At 69.2% G+C, this 18,457-nt stretch carries 14 protein-coding genes; 5 read left to right on the forward strand and 9 right to left on the reverse strand.

The window, feature by feature from the left end; all coding sequences use genetic code 11:
* Positions 1-26: 26 nt before the first annotated feature.
* Positions 27-1,376, forward strand: a complete 1,350-nt coding sequence (locus KF903_RS04395; RefSeq protein WP_291211510.1) for a hypothetical protein — start codon at positions 27-29, stop codon at positions 1,374-1,376.
* A gap of 94 nt (positions 1,377-1,470) precedes the next feature.
* Here KF903_RS04395 and KF903_RS04400 read toward each other — a convergent pair whose 3' ends face one another.
* The 7 genes from KF903_RS04400 to pdhA form a co-directional block, all read right to left on the reverse strand.
* Entirely contained in the window at positions 1,471-4,242 is a 2,772-nt protein-coding gene (locus tag KF903_RS04400; RefSeq protein ID WP_291211513.1) for a serine/threonine-protein kinase, read from the reverse strand.
* Positions 4,239-4,811 carry an ECF-type sigma factor gene (locus tag KF903_RS04405; protein WP_291211515.1) on the reverse strand — a complete coding sequence of 191 codons (573 nt, stop codon included), beginning with the start codon at positions 4,809-4,811 and terminating at the stop codon, positions 4,239-4,241. Before KF903_RS04405 ends, KF903_RS04400 begins: the two co-directional genes overlap by 4 nt.
* Before the next feature lie 108 nt (positions 4,812-4,919).
* On the reverse strand, positions 4,920-6,119 hold the full coding sequence (metK, locus tag KF903_RS04410; protein WP_291211516.1) for a methionine adenosyltransferase: 1,200 nt from the start codon (positions 6,117-6,119) through the stop codon (positions 4,920-4,922).
* 118 nt (positions 6,120-6,237) lie between these two features.
* Positions 6,238-7,143, reverse strand: coding sequence for a COX15/CtaA family protein (locus tag KF903_RS04415; RefSeq protein ID WP_291211518.1), 906 nt, complete (start codon positions 7,141-7,143; stop codon positions 6,238-6,240).
* Between the two features lie 114 nt (positions 7,144-7,257).
* Positions 7,258-8,592, reverse strand: coding sequence for a dihydrolipoamide acetyltransferase family protein (locus KF903_RS04420; protein WP_291211520.1), 1,335 nt, complete (start codon positions 8,590-8,592; stop codon positions 7,258-7,260).
* A 156-nt stretch (positions 8,593-8,748) separates the two neighbouring features.
* Entirely contained in the window at positions 8,749-9,729 is a 981-nt protein-coding gene (locus tag KF903_RS04425) for an alpha-ketoacid dehydrogenase subunit beta (protein WP_291211522.1), read from the reverse strand.
* Positions 9,730-9,731: 2 nt separating this feature from the next.
* Positions 9,732-10,817 (reverse strand): pyruvate dehydrogenase (acetyl-transferring) E1 component subunit alpha, encoded by a 1,086-nt coding sequence (pdhA, locus tag KF903_RS04430; RefSeq protein ID WP_291211525.1) that lies wholly within the window; start codon positions 10,815-10,817, stop codon positions 9,732-9,734.
* A 365-nt stretch (positions 10,818-11,182) separates the two neighbouring features.
* On the opposite strand from pdhA, the gene KF903_RS04435 reads away from it, so the two are divergent.
* Complete coding sequence (locus tag KF903_RS04435) at positions 11,183-12,676, forward strand: oligopeptide:H+ symporter (RefSeq protein WP_291211527.1); 1,494 nt, start codon at positions 11,183-11,185, stop codon at positions 12,674-12,676.
* A 102-nt stretch (positions 12,677-12,778) separates the two neighbouring features.
* Here KF903_RS04435 and KF903_RS04440 read toward each other — a convergent pair whose 3' ends face one another.
* On the reverse strand, positions 12,779-13,741 hold the full coding sequence (locus KF903_RS04440) for an ROK family protein (RefSeq protein ID WP_291211530.1): 963 nt from the start codon (positions 13,739-13,741) through the stop codon (positions 12,779-12,781).
* 214 nt (positions 13,742-13,955) lie between these two features.
* Between KF903_RS04440 and KF903_RS04445 the strand changes: the two genes are divergently transcribed.
* Complete coding sequence (locus KF903_RS04445; protein ID WP_291211533.1) at positions 13,956-15,320, forward strand: Gfo/Idh/MocA family oxidoreductase; 1,365 nt, start codon at positions 13,956-13,958, stop codon at positions 15,318-15,320.
* Between the two features lie 6 nt (positions 15,321-15,326).
* On the opposite strand, the gene KF903_RS04450 is transcribed toward KF903_RS04445, so the two are convergent.
* Complete coding sequence (locus tag KF903_RS04450) at positions 15,327-15,797, reverse strand: MarR family transcriptional regulator (RefSeq protein ID WP_291211536.1); 471 nt, start codon at positions 15,795-15,797, stop codon at positions 15,327-15,329.
* Positions 15,798-15,901: 104 nt separating this feature from the next.
* On the opposite strand from KF903_RS04450, the gene hppD reads away from it, so the two are divergent.
* Together hppD and hmgA are read left to right on the forward strand one after the other, a co-directional pair.
* A complete protein-coding gene (gene hppD, locus KF903_RS04455) occupies positions 15,902-16,975 on the forward strand; it encodes a 4-hydroxyphenylpyruvate dioxygenase (RefSeq protein ID WP_291211725.1) in 1,074 nt (357 codons plus the stop codon).
* A 68-nt stretch (positions 16,976-17,043) separates the two neighbouring features.
* Positions 17,044-18,345 (forward strand): homogentisate 1,2-dioxygenase, encoded by a 1,302-nt coding sequence (hmgA, locus tag KF903_RS04460; RefSeq protein WP_291211539.1) that lies wholly within the window; start codon positions 17,044-17,046, stop codon positions 18,343-18,345.
* The last annotated feature ends 112 nt before the right edge of the window (positions 18,346-18,457 follow it).

Here is an 18,457-nt window from a genome sequence, read left to right on the forward strand (position 1 = left end):
CAAATCCCCTGCCGCCGGAGAGCGCCATGCACCGCCCGTTTGCCATTCATCCGTCGTTCCATGCCGTCGCGTTGGCGGTATTGGCGTCGTTGGCCGCTCCGGCCCACGCCGAGTTCGTCTACGGCCGCGTCGTGCCCGGCGCTGGCCTGCAACCCAACAACGATTCCGAAGCGGTCGATGTGTCGGCCGACGGGCGCACCGTGGTGTTTTCCTCGGCCGCCACCAACTGGGGGCCCGACGATGGCTTCCACGGCACGCGCGCCATCGCGGTCGACCTCGACCTGGGCGTGGTCGAGACGGTGTCGAAGACGAGTACCGGCGTGGCATTCCGTGGCGAAGCGCCGGTGGCTTCCGCCGATGGACGATACGTCGCCTTCCTCACCTACGGCAGCCTGTTCGGCAGTGGCTGGCAGGTCGTGCGCAAGGACCGCCAGACCGGCGAGATCCAGGTCGCCAGTTCCGATGCGGGCTGGACCCCGGCCAACAACTACGTGCAGGATGATGGCGTGGCGATCTCGGCCGACGGCCGCAGCGTGGTGTTCGTCGCCTCGTCGAGCAACCTCGGCGTGGCCACCGGCGGGCGCGATCAGGTCATCGTCAAGGACATGGTGAGCGGACAGGTCAAGGTGGCCTCGGTCAAGAGCGACGGCAGCCCTTCGGACGGTTACTGCAACATCGTCCCGCGCATGGTGTCGGCCGATGGCCGCCATGTGGGGATGAACTGCGACGGCACGCTGGTGCCGGGCGTGACCGGTCGCCAGACCTGGGTACGCGACCTGCAGACCAACACCACCGAGCTCGTGAGCCGTGTCGGTGCGAATGGGCCGGCGAGCACCGCCTTCACCTACGGGCTCGCGATGTCGCCGAGCGGCCGCTTCGTCACGTTCCGCAACGCCTGCTACGGCGGCCTCGGCCAGGCGGGCGGCACCTGCGATGGCAACAGCGGCGTGTACCTGCGCGACCGCCAGACCCAGACCACTTATCCCGTGCCGCGGCCGGCCGTGATTCCGGCCAGCTACGCCAACTACTGCCAGGCCTCGTCGGTGTCGGACATCGGCACCATCGTCATGGCCTGTGCGTACAAGTCCGACGGTACCAACCAGCGCTCGCAGGTGTTCCTCTACGTGCCGGGCCAGAACAACCTCGGTCAGGGCACGCACGAGCTCATCAGCGTGCGCGGCAACGACGGCCAGCCCGGCAACGGCGACTCCGGTTACTCGCTGGCGGTCAGCGCCAATGGCCTGTCGATGGTGTTCGAGTCGAAGGCGAGTGATCTCGATCCGGGCGACACCAACGGCCGCAGCGACATCTTCGTCTTCGCCGACGAGTCGGTGTTCACCGACGTGATCTTCGCCGACGGTTTCGAGCAGCCCTGAGCTTGTAGCCGTTCAGCGCTGCGCACGCAGCAGCGGCGGCAACTGGGCGCGCAGCGCCGCGCCGCGCTGCGCGAGTTCGGCCAGCGCCGTGCGGTCACCGCCGGCGGCGCGCGCCTGCAGCCCGAGCAAGTCGAGCTCGGAGGCGAAGTGGGGGGGCGTAGCCGGCGACATGATCGGCGCGCAGTCCATCGAGCAGCGCACGCGCTGCAGCCGCGTCGCCGCGCAGCAGATCGACGCGAGCGAGCACGACGGTGGCGTGGGCCCGGAACGGATGCGTGGCGGGCAGTATCGCCAGCGCCGCCGCATGCGCTGTGTTGGCCAGCGCGAAGGCCTCATCGAGCGCGCCGGTGCAGGCGAGCACCTGCGCGAGGCGGGCGCCAAGGAGGATGACTTCGGGATGCTGCTCGCCGTAGCGCGCGCGCTGATGCTCGAGCGCGCTGCGCAGCAGCGGGATACCCGCTGCGGTATCGCCGTGCATCGCCAGCGTATAGCCCAGATCACGCCGTGCCACGTCACCGCTGGCGTTGTCGGGACCGAGCGCGGCATCGGCGAGCGCGAGCGCCTCGCGGTCGTGCGCAATCGAGCCCGCGTAATCGCCGCGGCGGGCTGCCAGTCCAGCCAACGCGATCATGGTCGGCACGAGCTTGCCGTTGTGTTCGCCGAAGAGGCGCCGGTTGCCGGCGAGCACGCGCTCGAACAGCGCTTGCGCCGCGTCATCCTGACCGCGCTGCGCGAGCAGGGTGGCCAGCGAGTTGAGTGCCAGCAAGGTCTGTGGGTGGTCGGCGCCGAGCTGCTTTTCGTCCAGTGCCAGCGCCGCGCGATACTTGGGCTCGGCGGCATCGGGCTGGTCCGACTGGCGCAAGGCATCGCCCCAGTTCATGAGAACGCTCGCCACTGCCGGATGCTCGGGGCCGAGCAGCTTTACATACAGCGCATGCGCGGCGGCCAGCGCATCGAGCGCGGCCGCGTAGCGGCCAGCGCCGGTCAGCGCGACGCCCAGGTCCTGTTGGGCCTGCGCCACCGCGGTGTGCACTTCGCCATGCAGCGCGCGCTGCGCCGCGAGCACGGCGCTGAAGCGGGTCACGGCGACTTCGAAGTCACCGCGCGCATAGGACAGTTCCGCCAGCACGTCGCTGTCGCGCGCGCTCGCGACCGGGTCGGCCAGTGCGGCGTCCTGTGCCAGCGCCGCCTGTGCCGAGCGCTCGGCTGAGTCGAAGTCGCCGAGGTCGGTCAACACCTGCGCCTGCAGCGCCAGGCCGCGGCTGCGCAATCGGCGTGCATCGACCGGCACCGAGGCCAGCACCGTGGCCACCAGGTCGGCTGCCTCGTGCAGCTTGCCGTCGAGGCGCAGCGCATCGGCCAGGTCGACGCGAAGCCCCAGCAATTGCGCTGCGGCGACGCGGGGCTGTTGTGCCAGCGTGGCCTCGGCACTGCGCAGGCGCTGCAGCGCCGTCGCGTAGTCGCCAACGCGACGCGCCACCTCGCCGAGCGTGGCATCGATGTCGGCCCGCAGCAGTGGGTCGCTGTCCGGTGCAAGCGCGACACGGCGTGCCGCTTCGGCCAGCAATTCGCGTGCCGTGACCGGCCGCCCCTGGGTCAGGTCGGGATCGGCGATCATGAACATGTCGACGAGCAGGCCGCGCACGGCCTCGGCGCGCTGGGTCTGGCGGCTGGCGATGCGCGCCTGCCACCAGGCCACGCTGGCGCCGGCGAGGAGCGCCAGCGCAACCAGTGTCGTGGTGGCCGCGCCAACCACGTGGCGGCGCAGGAACTTGCCCAGGCGATAGCGGCGCGTGGCGGCACGGGCGCGCACGGGTTGTTGCAGCAGGTGGCGCTCGATGTCGTCGGCAAGGCCATCGGCCGAGGCGTAGCGGGCAGCGGGGTCGTTGGCGAGCGTCTTGGCGATGATCGCATCGAGATCGCCGCGCAGGGCGCGCTGCAGCGGGTGCGGTGCGAGCGATGACGCGAGCGGCGGCGTTGCCTCGGGCATGCGCTGCCCGCGCGGCCACGGGCGCGCCCCGGCGAGCAGTTCGAACAGCACGATTCCGAGCGCGAAAATGTCGCTGGCGACCGTCGCCGGCTCGCCGCGCAGTTGCTCGGGCGCGGCGTAGTCGGGCGTGATGCCGGCGGTCGCCAGTGCTTCGCCATCGGTGGCTCCCGTGGCGCCGCTTTGGAGCAGGCCCGCGACGCCGAAGTCGAGCAGCTTCACCGCGCCGTATGCGTCGACGAGGATGTTGGATGGTTTCAGGTCGCGGTGCACGACCAGGCGCGCATGCGCAAACTGCACCGTGCGGCAGGCGCTCGCGAGCAGCGCGAGGCGGGCGCGCAAGCCGAGCTGGTGGCGGTCGGCATGGCTGGTGATCGGTTCGCCGACCACGTATTCGAGCGCCAGCCATGGGCCGGCATGTGCGTCGACGCCGACATCGACCAAGTGGGCAATGTGCGGGTGTTCGAGCGTGGCGAGGATCGCGCATTCGCGGCGGAAACAATGGCGCGCCAGTGCGCCGTCGAAGTCGGGGTGGATGATCTTGAGCGCGACCTGCTGGTGCACATCGGGGTCATCGCGCTCGGCCAGCCACACCACGCCCATGCCGCCGCGGCCCAGCTCGTGCACGAGGCGGAACGGACCGAGCCGATCGATGGAGGCGCGTGCGCTGGCGGGCGCCTTGGCATCGAGCGGCAGCGGATCATCGAGCATGGGCTGCGGCGCGGCATCGGCGGCGAGCAAGGCAGTGAGGTCGGCGGCCAGCTCCGGTTCCCGCGCGCGCAGGTCCTCGATCAGCGCCGCGCGGGCTGCGGCATCGAGCTCCAGCGTCGCGTCGAGCAGCGCCGACAGGCGCGCGTAGCGAGCGGCATCGAGGATCATGGCGCGGGTGCCGGCGCGGTCTCGAGCAGGTGTGCGAGCAGTGCGCGTGCCTTGCGCCAGTCGCGCTTGAGCGTGCGGTCGGTAACCCCGAGCAGTGGTGCGATCTCGCTCAGCGCCAGTCCGCCGAACACGCGCCATTCGACCAATTGGCACAGCCGCGCATCGCAGGCGCCGAGCTGGCGCAGTGCCTGGTCGAGCGCGAGCACGCGGTCGGGGCCAGGGTGCTCGTCGTCATGCTCGTCGAGCATGACGGCGCCGTGATCACCGCCGCGCCGCTGCGCCTGGCGGCGGCGCGCATGGTCGACCGCGATGCTGCGCATGGCGCTGGCGGCGTAGGCGTAGAAGTGACCGCGATCGGGGAAGCTCGCCTTGCTGCCGAGCAGCCGCAGGAAGGCTTCATGGACCAGCGCGGTCGTGCACAGCGTCGCGTCGGCGGCAGAGGCGGCGAGTCGGCTGTGTGCGATGCGGCGCAGCTCCCCGTAGATCAACGGCGCCAGTTGCGCGGCGGCCCCATCGTCGCCAAGGCGCGATGCGGCCAGCAGGCGGGTGATGTCGTCGGGCGAGGTCATTGCCGTTCCGCGCGGGTACAGCGCGGCGCGAGTATGCCACGCGCCGGGGTGCCGTCGGCGAATGCGGACGAGCCGCATTCACGGCTCGTCGCGCCCGGACTTGCGGTGCTACTTGAGGCCGGCGGCCTTGCGCAGTTCGGCGGCCTTGTCGGTCTTCTCCCACGAGAACGCGGTGAAGGTTTCGCCGCTGGGCAGCTTCACTTCGTGCGGGCTGCGGCCGAAGTGGCCGTAGCTGGCGGTCGCCTGGTACATCGGATGCACGAGGTCGAGCATCTTGATGATGCCGTAGGGCCGCAGGTCGAAGTGGTTGCGGATGAGCTTCTCGATCTTGTCGTCGGCGATCCTGCCGGTGCCGAAGGTCGTGACCGAGATCGAGGTCGGGTGCGCCACGCCGATCGCGTACGACACCTGCACCTCGCAGCGGTCGGCAATGCCGGCGGCGACGATGTTCTTGGCCACGTAGCGCGCGGCATAGGCGGCCGAACGGTCGACCTTGGACGGATCCTTGCCCGAGAACGCCCCGCCGCCATGACGGGCCCAGCCGCCATAGGTGTCGACGATGATCTTGCGGCCGGTGAGGCCGCAGTCGCCAACCGGCCCGCCGATCACGAACTTGCCGGTCGGGTTGATGTGGTACTTGGTGCCCTTGTGCAGCCACTTGGTCGGCAGCACGGGCTTGAGGATGTGCTCGCGCACGGCCTCGATGAGGTCCTTCTGCTTGACCGACGGATCATGCTGGGTCGACAGCACGACGGCATCGATCGCGACCGCCTTGCCGTTCTCGTAGCGCAGCGTGACCTGGCTCTTGGCATCGGGGCGCAGCCATGGCAGCGGCGAGTTGCGCTTCTTGCGCACCTTGGCCTGCTGCTCGACGAGGCGATGCGAGAGATGGATCGCGGCCGGCATGAAGGTGTCGGTTTCGCTGGTGGCGTAGCCGAACATGAGGCCCTGGTCGCCGGCGCCCTGTTCCTCGGGCTTCTTGCGGTCCACACCCTGGTTGATGTCGGGCGACTGCTTGCCGATGAGGTTGAGCACGCCGCAGGTGGCGCCGTCGAAACCGACGGTGGAGCTGTCGTAGCCGATGTCGAGGATGACCTTGCGCGTGAGTGCTTCGAGGTCGATCCAGGCGCTGGTGGTGATCTCGCCGGCGACGATCGCCACGCCGGTCTTGACCATGGTCTCGCAGGCCACGCGCGCGCGCTTGTCCTGCACGAGGATGGCATCGAGCACGGCGTCGGAAATCTGGTCGGCAATCTTGTCCGGATGGCCTTCGGAAACCGATTCGGAGGTGAAGAGGTAGCTGCTCATCGCGGCGACATATCCTTCAATACGGATGGATGGATAAAACGAAGCGGCGCATGATACACGCCGCGGCCCGCCGTTGCACAAACCCCGCGCGGTCGTTGCCGCGCCGTCAGGAACCGGTTCAGGCCCACCGCGCGAGCCAGCCCAGCAGCAGGGCGGCGGCGAGATTGTGCGCCAGCGCCTGCGCCAAGCCGACGGGCAGCAGCGCGCTGGCGAGGAGCAGGAGTTCCAGCGCGACGAGCACCGCGAGCGGAGTGGTGCCGGCGTGTGCACGCTGCCGCCAGGCGGCCCAGTCGAGGCGCAGCAGTGTCAGCAGCGCCAACAGGCCCGCGCCGCGATGCAACAGCTGCAGCCAGGCGTCGCGTTGCAGCAGGCCCGGTCCGGCGCCCGCGGTCGGCGCAAACCAGGGATTGACGATCTGCCAGTCCCAACCGGCGACGCGGGCAGCCTCGAGACACTCACGCCAGCCGTCGCAGCTCGGCGGCAACGCGGTGGCACTGGCCAGTGCGCCGAGCACGATCGCGAGCAGCGAGGCGAGCAGCGCCCACGCGGCCGGGCGCCGCAGTCCGCCGTGACCGGCGGCGTCGTCGCGACTCGCGAGCGCCAGGCGCAGGCACAGCGCGAACATGGCGAAGCCGCCGAGCAGGTTGCCGAGCACCACCGCCGGCGCCGTGGAGCCGCGGCTGGCCATGCCCAGAGCCGCCAGCCACAGCGTGCACGCCACGATGCCCGAGGCGAGGCGTGCCGCGCGCCTGAGCACGGGTCGCAGCAGCAGGGTCGTGGCGAGCAGCATGAAGGCGAGCACGAGCAGCGCGCTGGCGCTGACGCGGTGCGCCGCGCGCGCGATCGCGATCGCGTCGGCGAAGTCGGCGCCGGCGAGCGGTGTCTGCGCGAGTCGGATGAATGCGCTCAGGCCGATGACGCCCAGCATGAGCAGCGCGGTCAGCAGCGCCAGGCCGTGCGTGAGCCGGCGTCGCCGCGCGAGGCGGGCGGCAGGGTCGGAGGCGATGGGATCGGTGGGCGACATGGTGCGGCCGTGGCAGATCGCGGAACCGGCAATGGTGCGGCAGGCGGCGTCCGCGAGCAGCCACGCGCGGCCGCACCGCACCGGAGGCTTGCTTCCGGCGCGGCGCGGGTGGCCTTACTGCGGCAGCGCCAGGTCGTCGAGGATCGCCTTGAGGAAGCGCGCGGCCTCGCCGCCCGTGCAGGCGCGGTGGTCGAAGGTCAGCGAGATCGGCAGGCGCCGGTGCACCTCGATGCCGCCGATGACGGCGACCACGTCGTGGCTGAGTTTGCCCACGCCGACGATGGCCACGCATGGCGGCACCACCACGACGGTGCCGTAGCGGCCGGCGAACATGCCGAAGTTCGACAGGCTGATCGTGTAGCCGCTCAGTTCCGATGCCGCGATCGAGCGATCCTCGACCTGCGCACGCAGGCGGTTGATGCCTTCACGCAGGCCGCGCGCATCGAGCAGGTGCGCGTTGCGCAGCGCCGGCACGAACAGGCCATCGGGGGTGTCGACGGCGATGCCCAGATCGACGTGCGGATGGCGCGTGAGCGTGAGGTTCTGGTCGTCGAACCACGCATTGAGCGCCGGTTCGGTACGGCAGGCGGCGACGATCGCGCGGATCGTGCGCGAGGTGATGTCCTGCTTGCCGAGCCAGGCATGCAGGTCGGCGTCGTCGACGATCGTGGTCTGCACCACGCGATCGCGCGCGTCGGCCATCACGCGCGCCATGTTGCGGCGCACGCCCTTGAGCTGCTCGGGCTGGCCGGTTGCGGCGACGCCCGGCGGCGCGGTGCGCATCGGCTTGCCGCCGAGCGAGACCGTGCTGCGCTGCGCCGGCTGGGCCGGCGCCGCCGGCATGCTGGCGACTGCCACGGGCGCGCTGGCCGGTGCGGCGCCGAGCGTGGCGGTGCCGGCCGCGGCGGCGTTCTTGACGTCCTGCAGGGTGACCACGCCGCCGGCGCCGCTTGGCGTGACGCGCGTGAGGTCGACCTTGAGCTTCTTCGCCATCGCGCGCACGGCCGGCACGGCCTTGACGCCGCCGACGCTGGCGACGGCCTCGCTGCGCACCTCGTTGCTGCTCTGCACGGCGCCGACCACGGTGCCTTCATCGGCGCGTTCGCCGCCAGTGGCAGGTGCCGCAGCCGCTGGCGCGGCGGCGGCCGGCGCCGGCGCGTGGTGATGATGGGCCGCGGCGTTGTCGGCGCGCTGCTTGCCCTTGGGGTCGAGTTCGAAGTCGGCCAGCGGCGCGCCGGTCACGATCACGTCGCCGGCCTTGCCGTGCTGCCGGAGCAGCTTGCCGGTGACCGGCGAGGGCACCTCGACCACGGCCTTGGCCGTTTCCATCGAAATCAGCGGCGCGTCGAGCTTGACGCTGTCGCCTTCCTTGACCAGCCACTCGACGATGGTGGCGTCGGGCAGGCCTTCACCGAGATCGGGAAGATGGAACGTCTTTTGTTCGGCCATGGCGTCGAATCCGGGAATGGGGAAATGGGAATGGAGTATGGGGTGGTCGGGAGCGGACTCGGGACCGCTCGCGGGCCGCGTCGATCGGTGTCGGCGTGATGCCGCCTGGACCGATGTCGGCAGTGCCTGCGCCGTCCCGCGCCGCGCTCCCGCGTCTCAACTCGCCGCCAGCGTCCGTCTGGCGGCAGCGACCACGCGCGCCGTGCTCGGCAACTGCTTGCCTTCGAGCCGGTACAGCGGCGTGTGGATGTCGTAGCCCGTCACGCGCTCGACCGGCGCGAGCAGGTTGTACAGGCATTCCTCGGCCACGCGGGCGGCGATCTCGCCGCCGAAGCCCGCCGTGCGCGGCGCCTCGTGCACGATCACGCAGCGGCCGGTCTTGTTGACCGACTCGGCGATCGTGTCGAAGTCGAGCGGCGTCAGCGTGGCGACGTCGATGACCTCGGCGCTGATGCCGTCGGCGGCGAGCTGGTCGGCCGCCTCGAGGCATTCCTTGACTTGCGCGCCCCAGGTGACGAGCGTCACGTCGCTGCCGTCGCGCAGCACGAAGCACACGTCGAGCGGCAGTGCCTCGCCATCGTCGGGCACCTCTTCCTTGTACTGGCGATAGATGCGCTTGGGCTCGAAGAACACCACCGGATCGGGGTCGCGGATCGCGGCCAGCAGCAGGCCGTAGGCACGTGCCGGCGACGAGGGCAGCACCACGCGCAGGCCCGGCACGTTGGCGAACAGGTGCTCGTTGGCCTCGGAGTGGTGCTCGGGGGCGTGGATGCCGCCGCCCCACGGCGCGCGGAACACGGCCGGACAGGTGATGCGACCGCGCGTGCGGTTGCGCATGCGCGCGGCGTGGCAGACGATGTGCTCCATCATCGGATAGATGAAGCCCTCGAACTGCGCTTCGGCGATCGGCTTCATGCCCTGTGCGGCCAGGCCCACCGTGAGGCCGGCGATCGTCAGCTCGTCGAGCGGCGTGTCGAGCACGCGCAGCTCGCCGAACTTCTGCTGCAGGCCCTGGGTGGCGCGGAACACGCCGCCGTTGACGCCCACGTCCTCGCCGAGCACGACCACGCTCGGGTCGCGCTGCATTTCGTAGGCCATGGCCTGGGTGACTGCTTCGATGAGGGTGATCTGGGCCATGGTCAGTGCGCCTGCTGTTCAAGGGACAGCGCGAACTCGCGCTGCTTCTCCAGTTCGGCCGGAAGTTCGGCGAAGGTGTAGTCGAACATCGCGCCGATCGGCTGCGCGCCGGTCTGCAGGTAGGCGTTCACCTCGTTGTCCATCCACTCGTCGCACTCGTGGTGCCAGGCGTCCTCCTTCTTCTGGTCCCAGGCCTTCTTGCCTTCGAGCCAGTTGCGCAGGCGCTTGACCGGATCCTTGTGCCAGGCCGCGTCGACCTCGTCCTTGCCGCGGTAGCGGCGCGCGTCGTCGGCCGTGGTGTGGTCGCCGAGGCGATAGGTCACCAGTTCCACCACGCTGCCGCCGTCGCCGTTGCGGGCGCGCTCGATCGCATCGCCCATCGCCTTGCGCACGGCGATGATGTCGTTGCCGTCGACCTGGATGCAGTGCAGGCCGGCGGCCAGCCCCTTCTGCGCCAGCGTCTGCGCGCCGGTCTGGTACTTGCGCGGCACCGAGATCGCCCACTGGTTGTTGACGATCGCGGCCACCAGCGGCAGCTCGCGCGCGCCGGCGACGTTGATCGCGCCCATGAAGTCGCCCTTCGACGAGCCGCCGTCGCCGATCGTGCACACGGCCACGCGCTTCTCGCCGCGGATCCTGAAGGCGAGCGCGCTGCCGGCCGCGTGCAGGCACTGGGTCGCGATCGGCACCGACCAGGAGAAATCGTGGCGCGCCGGCTCGTTCTGGTAATCGTTGCCGCGCTCGTCACCGCCCCAGTACATGTAGACGTCGCGCGGACGCACGCCGCGGTAAAGCTGCGCGCCATACTCGCGATAGCTCGGCGCCAGCACGTCCTCGGGCCGCATCGCGCTGCCGATGCCGACGTGGGCGGCCTCGTGGCCCAGGCACGAGGCATAGGTGCCGAGCTTGCCGGTGCGCTGCAACGCGATCGACTTGGCGTCGAAGACGCGCGTGGACACCATGAGCTTGTAGAGCTCGACCATGTGGTCGAGGTCCTTGGTGAATTCGGGCAGGTCCTTGCGGACCGGTTTGCCGTCGACATCGAGGTATTGCAGATATTCGATTTCGAACTTGGCGGCGATGCTCAAGGAAGCCTCCAATGCGCTGCGCGGGCCGCGCCGCACCCGCTCGCCGCAGCAACGGACGCGGGACGACGCAGCCGGGCCAGGCGTGCGTGGACTCAACAACGGGACAGTACGCAAGGCAGCGGGCTTGGCAAGGCCGGGCGCAGCAATGCGTCACGTGCAAAACCGGCGAAGTTTATCACGAGCCAACCCGCTGCCCGGCTGCGCGGCGGCCGTGCGCGCCGGCACAGCGTCCCATGCGCCGCGGTATGTGCGGCCCCGCACGGTCCTCGACGCCGGTCACGTTGCGCTGCCGTTTGACGGCTGCGGCGGCAGCGGTTACACGTGACACCCTTTGCCACTGCTCGTCTGGACTTGCCGGGGAACCCATGGCCACCACCACCGCGACTTCCGCTGCTCCCGAATTCCCGCAGATGCTCGGCCATCCACGACCGTTGTGGATGCTGTTCATGACCGAGTTCTGGGAGCGCTTCGCGTTCTACGGCATGCGCTGGGCGCTGGCGCTGTACATCGTCGCCCAGTTCTACGCCGGTGACAGCGTCGGCGAGGCGCCGGCCAGCAAGCTCTATGGCGCCTATCTCGCGCTCGTGTACGCGGCGGCGCTGTTCGGCGGTTACGTGGCCGATCGCGTGATCGGCTACCAGCGCTCGATCCTGCTCGGCGCGGTGGTGATGGCGGTGGGCCTGTTCATGGTGATGGTGCCCAACGAAGTCGTGTTCAAGATCGGCCTGGCCACGATCATCGCCGGCAACGGCCTGTTCAAGCCGAACATCTCGACGATGGTCGGCCAGCTCTACGCTCCGGGCGACGCGCGGCGCGACTCGGGTTTCACGCTGTTCTACATGGGCATCAACGCGGGCGCGTTCGTGGCGCCGCTGTTGACCGGCTGGGCCGCCGAGCACCTGTTTGGCGGTTCGCCGCAGATGCCGGCCTACAAGGCCGTGTTCATCGCCTCGGGCGTGGGCATGCTGGTGAGCCTGGTGTGGTTCTGGATCGGGCGCCAGCAGTTGCGCGGCATCGGTCGTCCCGCCGCGGGCACCGAAAGCATGCTGCGCGTGCTGTATGTGGCGCTCGGTGTGCTGGCCTCGATCCCGGCGATCTTCTTCCTGCTCACCATCGACGCCGCGCAGTTGCAGTGGCTGCTCAGCGCGCTGTTCGTTGCGCTGTGCGTGCTGATCCTGCGCGAGGGTTTTGCCGACGGCGCGGTGGCGCGCGACAAGGCGATCGCGATGCTCATCATCTTCGCCTTCAACGTGCTGTTCTGGATGTTCTTCGAGCAGGCCGGTTCGTCGTTCAACTTCCTCGCGCAGAACATCGTCAACCGCGATTTCGGCGGCTGGATCTTCCCGGTCGGCTGGTTCCAGTCGGTGAACTCGCTGGCGATCATCACGCTGGCTCCCGTGATTGCCTGGATCTGGGTCAGGATGGGTCGGGCCAATCCGTCGATCCCGCGCAAGTTCGGCCTCGGCATCATCTTCAATGGCCTGGCCTTCCTGCTGCTGATGTTCGCCCTGTCGAGCCTGGTCAGCGACGCCGGCAAGATCCCGTTCTGGACCTTGTTCATGGTCTACGTGATCCAGTCGGTCGGCGAGCTGTGCCTGTCACCGATCGGCCTGTCGATGGTGACCAAACTCGCACCGCTGCGCCTGGTTGGCTTCGGCATGGGCGGCTGGTTCCTGTCGACTGCGATCGGCAACAACCTGTCGGGCATTTTCGCCGGCCACGTCAGCGGCGAAGGCGGCATGACGACGGCGTCGGCGCTGGAAGGCTACACGTTCGGTTTCTGGGTGCTGATCGGTGCCGGTGCCTTGCTGTTCCTCATCGCGCCACTCATCAACCGGCTCATGCACGGCGTGAAGTGACGGCGTCGCAGCGCCGGCGATTCGTCGCCGGGCGCGCCGGCGACCACCGCGCGATGCGCAGCGGGCAGCGGCCGGCGTGGCGAAGGTCGAGCCGCGACGGCCTCAGCCGCCGGCATGGTGTTGGCGTGCCAGCAGCGCCGCGCCGCGCGCGCCGCCGGCGTCGCCGAAGCGCGCCGGCACGATCGGCGGCACGCGCACGCCGCTGAACAGGTGTGCGGCCGTCGCGGCCGGCAGCTGTGCGTAGAGCGCGGCGTGGCGCGACAGACCGCCGCCGAGCACGATCACGTGCGGGTCGAAACCGAGCACGAGAGTGGCCATGGCCTGACCGAGCAGGTCGAGGTGGATCGCGCAGGTGCGTTGCGCCAGCGCATCGCCCGCCTGCGCGCGCGCGAGCACGTCGCCCGCATCGACGGCGTGGCCGCCGAGCAGGCGGTGCAGTTGGGCCAGGCCGCTGCCCGACACATAGCGTTCGAGGCAGCCGCGCAAGCCGCAGGCGCAGTCGAGCAGCGGCAGCGCATGTCGCTCGAGCAGGGACGCCGGGATCGACCAGTGGCCCCACTCGCTGACCAGGCCGTTGTAGCCGTTGACCACCTTCCCGTCGACGCAGTGGCAGCCGCTGGCGCCGGTGCCGAGGATGACGCCGAGCATGCTCGCGACGCCGGCCCCGGCGCCGCCATTGGCCTCCGACAGCGCGAAGCACTGGCAGTCGTTGGCCAGCGCCAGTGGTCGCGCAAGCCGTCGGCCGAGATCGGCCACGAGTGGTCGCTGTGACAGTGCCGGCAGGCTCGAGCAGTGTTGCAGGCCGGACTGGCGGTCGCACCGGCCGGGCAGACCGATCCCGACCGCGCTGGCCGGGCGGCCGAGCTCGCGTTCGCCGCTCTCGACGAGACCGGCCACGGCGGCGACGAAGGTTTCGTAGCGATCCCGCGGCGTGTCGATGCGGTGGCGGAACAGCTCGCCGAAATCGGCATCGAACATGGCCAGCTCGATCTTGGTGCCGCCGATGTCGAGTCCGCACCACAGCGCGGGTTGCTGCTCGGTGTCGCGGCGGTTGTGCTGGATCACGGAGGGTGTCTGGTCTGGGAGCGGAACGCGCGCCGGCTCGGCCGTGGCGCGCGGGTGGCAACGGTGTGGCGTTGGCGCGCCAATGTCAACGCGGCACCGCGCCGGTGTCGGCAGCGCAGTGCCGGGCCCGGCGCGGCTTTCCGCACGGGCGGCGTTGCTGGCATGCTGGCCGTCCGCGGCTGCACGCCGCTGCCGCTCCTGTCACGAGGTCCCGATGAATCGTCGTGAATTCCTGCGAATGGCTGCCGCCAGCGGCCTGATGGCCTCGGTGGTCGGCATGACGCCGGCATGGGCGCGTCGCGGCGAGCGGGTGCGGGTGGCAATGATCGGCACCGGGTTGTGCGGACAGTCGCAGCTGGGCCCGCTGCTCAGTCGCGACGACGTCGAGCTGGTTGCGATCTGCGACACCCAGCAGGTCATGCTCGACCATGCGCTCGCGATCATCGCCAAGGCCGGCCGCCGCAAGCCGCGCGTGGTCGGCGGCAACGGCGACAGCCATGCTTGGCAGAAGCTGCTCGATCCCAGAACGATCGACGCCGTGTTCATCGTGACGCCATGGGAATGGCATGCGCCGATGGCGATTGCGGCGATGCAGGCGAAGGTGGCGGTGGCCTGCGAAGTCGTCGCCGGCATCACGCTGCAGGATCACTGGGACGTGCTGCACACCCAGCAGCGCACCGGCACTCCCTACATGCTGCTCGAAAACGTGTGCTACCGGCGCGACGTGATGGCGGTATTGCAGATGGTGCGCGCGGGCCTGTTCGGCGAACTCGTGCATCTGCAGGCGGGCTACCAGCACGATCTGCGCGGCGTGATGCTCAACTCGGGCAATCCCGACGAACCCTACGGCAGTGGCGTGGAATACGGCGCCAAGGGTTTTTCCGAGGCGCAATGGCGCACCCAACATTCGATCGATCGCAACGGCGACCTGTACCCGAGCCATGGCATCGGTCCCTGCGCGATGTACGCCAACATCAACCGCGGCAACCGTTTCACCCACATCAATGCCTTCGCGAGCAAGGCGCGCGGACTGCACGAGTACATCCTCAAGCATCCCGGTGGCGGGCCCGGCCATCGCAGCGCGCAGGTCGTGTTCAAGCGCGGCGACGTCGTCACCACCACGCTGCGCTGCGAAAACGGCGAGACGATCCTGTTGCAGCATGATGTGTCGCTGCCACGCCCGTACTCACTGGGCTTTCGCGTGCAGGGCACCGACGGGTTGTGGATGGACGTCAACCGGTCGATCCACATCGAAGGGCGCAGTCCGCCGCACAAGTGGGAGGATGCGCAGAAGTATTTCGACGAATACGACCATCCGCTGTGGAAGAAGCATGCCGCCAAGGCGGCCGGTGCCGGCCATGGCGGCATGGACTGGTTCGTCGTGCACGCATTCATCGAGGCGCTCAAGGCCCGTGCGCCGATGCCGATCGACATCTACGACGCGGTGACCTGGAGCGCGATCACGCCGCTGTCGGAGAAATCGATCGCGACTGGCTTCCAGACGCTCGAGTTTCCCGACTTCACCCACGGCCAGTGGCGCCAGCGCAAGCCGATCTTCGCCTTCGACGATCGCTATTGAGACCGCTCAGGCGCCGTGTGCGGCGCTGTGCTCGGCGCGCAGTTCGAGTTCGTCGAGGCGATCGAGCAGGCGGAACAGCAGTTCGCGTTCGCTGCGCGACATGCCGGCGAGGATCAGTTTTTCGTAGCCCAGCGCGAGCGGCACGATCTGCTCGTAGATCGCCTGGCCGGCAGCCGACAGGCGCAGCACCGAGCGGCGGCGGTCGTGGTCGGCGAACTCGCGGCGGAGGCGGTCGGCCGCCAGCAGGCGCGCGACCGCGCGGCTCACCGCCACCTTGTCCATCGCGGTGCGCTGCGCGACTTCGTTGGCCGACAGGCCCGGGTAGCGGCCCAGCACCGCCATCACGCGCCACTCGGTCACGCCCAGGCCGAAGCGCTGCGAGTACTCGCGCGCGAGCGTGTCCGAGCTGCGGTTGGCGAGCACGCTGAGCCGGTAGGGCAGGAACTCGTGCAGTTCGAGCGTGGTGCGGTCGGGCATGGCGGTCGTGCTGCGTGGCGGCTTGAGATGGTTGCAAGTGCAACTATAGAATGAATGTCCCGCCGTTGAGGAGTAGCCGCATGAGCGCCCCCGCCAAGTCCGGCATGCAGCCGACCACGTTCGACAACCCGATGGGCATCGACGGCTTCGAGTTCGTCGAATACACCGCACCGGCCGCTCAGCTCGGGCATCTGCACGACTACTTCAGGAAGTTGGGCTTCGTGCAGGTGGCGCGCCACAAGACGCGGCCGATCCACACCTATCGCCAGGGCGATTGCACCTTCCTCGTCAACGAGGATCCCGATTCGTTCGCGGCACGCTTTGCGGCCCAGCACGGTCCCAGCGCCTGTGGCTTCGCGGTGCGCATCAACAAGCTCGCCGAGTGGGCGCGCGTGCAGGCGCTCAAGAACGGCGCCGAGGCCTTCGACACCCGCGACGAAGTGACCAAGGCGGTGGCGGCGCCGGTCATCAAGGGCATCGGCGGCTGCATGCTCTATCTCGTCGACCGGTACGACGACAAGGGCACGATCCACGATCCCGACTACGAGTACCTGCCCGGCGTGCCGCTCATGCCCAAGGGCTTCGGGCTCACCTTCATCGACCACCTCACCCACAACCTCTACCAGGGCAACATGAACAAGTGGTCGGACTATTACGAGCGCCTGTTCAATTTCCGCGAGATTCGCTACTTCGACATCAAGGGCGCCAAGACCGGCCTGCTGTCGCGCGCGATGACCGCGCCCGATGGCATGGTGCGCATCCCGCTCAATGAATCCTCCGATCCGAAGTCGCAGATCAACGAATACCTCGACCAGTACAAGGGCGAGGGCATCCAGCACATCGCCTGCTTCACCGACGACATCTACGCCACGGTCGAGCAGATGCGCGCGGCCGGCATCAGCTTCCTGCACACGCCCGACACCTATTTCGACGTCGTCGACGAACGCATCCCCAACCACGGCGAGGACCTGCCGCGACTGCGCCGGAACAGCATCCTGATCGATGCCGATCAGGAAACCAAACAGCGCCTGCTGCTGCAGATCTTCACCGAGAACGCGCTGGGGCCGATCTTCTTCGAGATCATCCAGCGCAAGGGCAACGAGGGCTTCGGCGAGGGCAACTTCCAGGCCCTGTTCGAATCGATCGAACGCGACCAGATGCGGCGCGGCGTGCTGTAGGCGACGGCGGCGCTGCCGCGACCAATTCGGCTCCCGCGCCGTGCGGGGCCCTGCAACGGGTGCATGTCATGACGATGGCGCAAAACGGATATCAGACGGGCTTCGGCAACTGGTTCGAGACCGAAGCGGAGGCCGGCACCTTGCCGATCGGGCGCAATTCGCCGCAGCGCGTGGCGCACGGCCTGTATGCCGAGCAGTTGACCGGCACCGCGTTCACGGCGCCACGCCATGCCAATCGCCATGCCTGGCTGTATCGCATCCGGCCCGGCGCCGTGCATGGCCGCTTCGAACCGTTCGCGCTGCCGGCCTTCCACAGCGATTTCGGCCTTGGGCCGGTCACGCCCGAGAAGCTGCGCTGGAGCCCGCTGCCGCTGCCGCAGGCGCCGCGTGACTTCATCGAGGGCATGTTCACGATGGCGGGCAACGGCGGCCCGGCGCTCGGCACCGGCGTCGGCGTGCACCTGTATGCGGCCAACCGCGACATGCACGACCGTTATTTCTGCAACGCCGACGGCGAGATGCTGATCGTGCCGCAGCTCGGTCGGCTGCGCATCGACACCGAGCTGGGCGTGCTCGAGGTGGAGCCGCAGGAGATCGCCATCGTGCCGCGTGGCGTGCGCTTCCGCGTGGCGCTGCCCGATGGTCAGGCGCGCGGTTACGTGTGCGAGAACTACGGCGCGCTGCTGCGCTTGCCCGACCTCGGACCGATCGGCAGCAACTGCCTGGCCAACCCGCGCGACTTCCTCACGCCCAATGCGGCCTACGAGGATCGCAGCGGTGACTTCGAACTCATCACCAAGTTCCAGGGCGGCTTCTGGCGCGCGCCGATCGACCATTCGCCGCTCGACGTGGTCGGCTGGCATGGCAACTACGCGCCGTGCAAGTACGACCTGCGCCGCTTCAACGTGATTGGCTCGATCAGCTTCGACCATCCCGATCCGTCGATCTTTCTCGTGCTGCATTCGCCCAGCGACACGCCCGGCACCAGCAACATCGACTTCGCGATCTTCCCGCCGCGCATCCTCGCCATGCAGGACACCTTCCGCCCGGCCTGGTTCCACCGCAACGTGGCCAGCGAGTTCATGGGTCTCGTGCATGGCGTGTACGACGCCAAGGCCGAGGGTTTCGCGCCGGGCGGCTGTTCGCTGCACAACTGCATGACCGGGCATGGCCCCGATGCGGCGACGTTCGACAAGGCCAGCGCCGCCGACACCAGCAAGCCCGACTACGTCACCGACACGATGGCGATCATGTTCGAGACGCGGGCCGTGATCCGTCCGCTGCCGCAGGCGCTGGCGGCTGCCCATCGCCAGGTCGACTACCCCGACGTGTGGATGGGGCTGCGCAAGCACTTCACGCCGCCGCGCTGACACCGATCCCGACCGCGCCGCGCGCGCCGCGCCGCGCGCGGCGCCGGCGGGCGTGTCGCCACCGCCTCCGGCCATGGCACGATGGCCTCCCGTTGACACACCGCAGGAAGGA

The sequence above is a fragment of the Dokdonella sp. genome, assembly GCF_019634845.1.
GTDB lineage: Bacteria > Pseudomonadota > Gammaproteobacteria > Xanthomonadales > Rhodanobacteraceae > Dokdonella_A.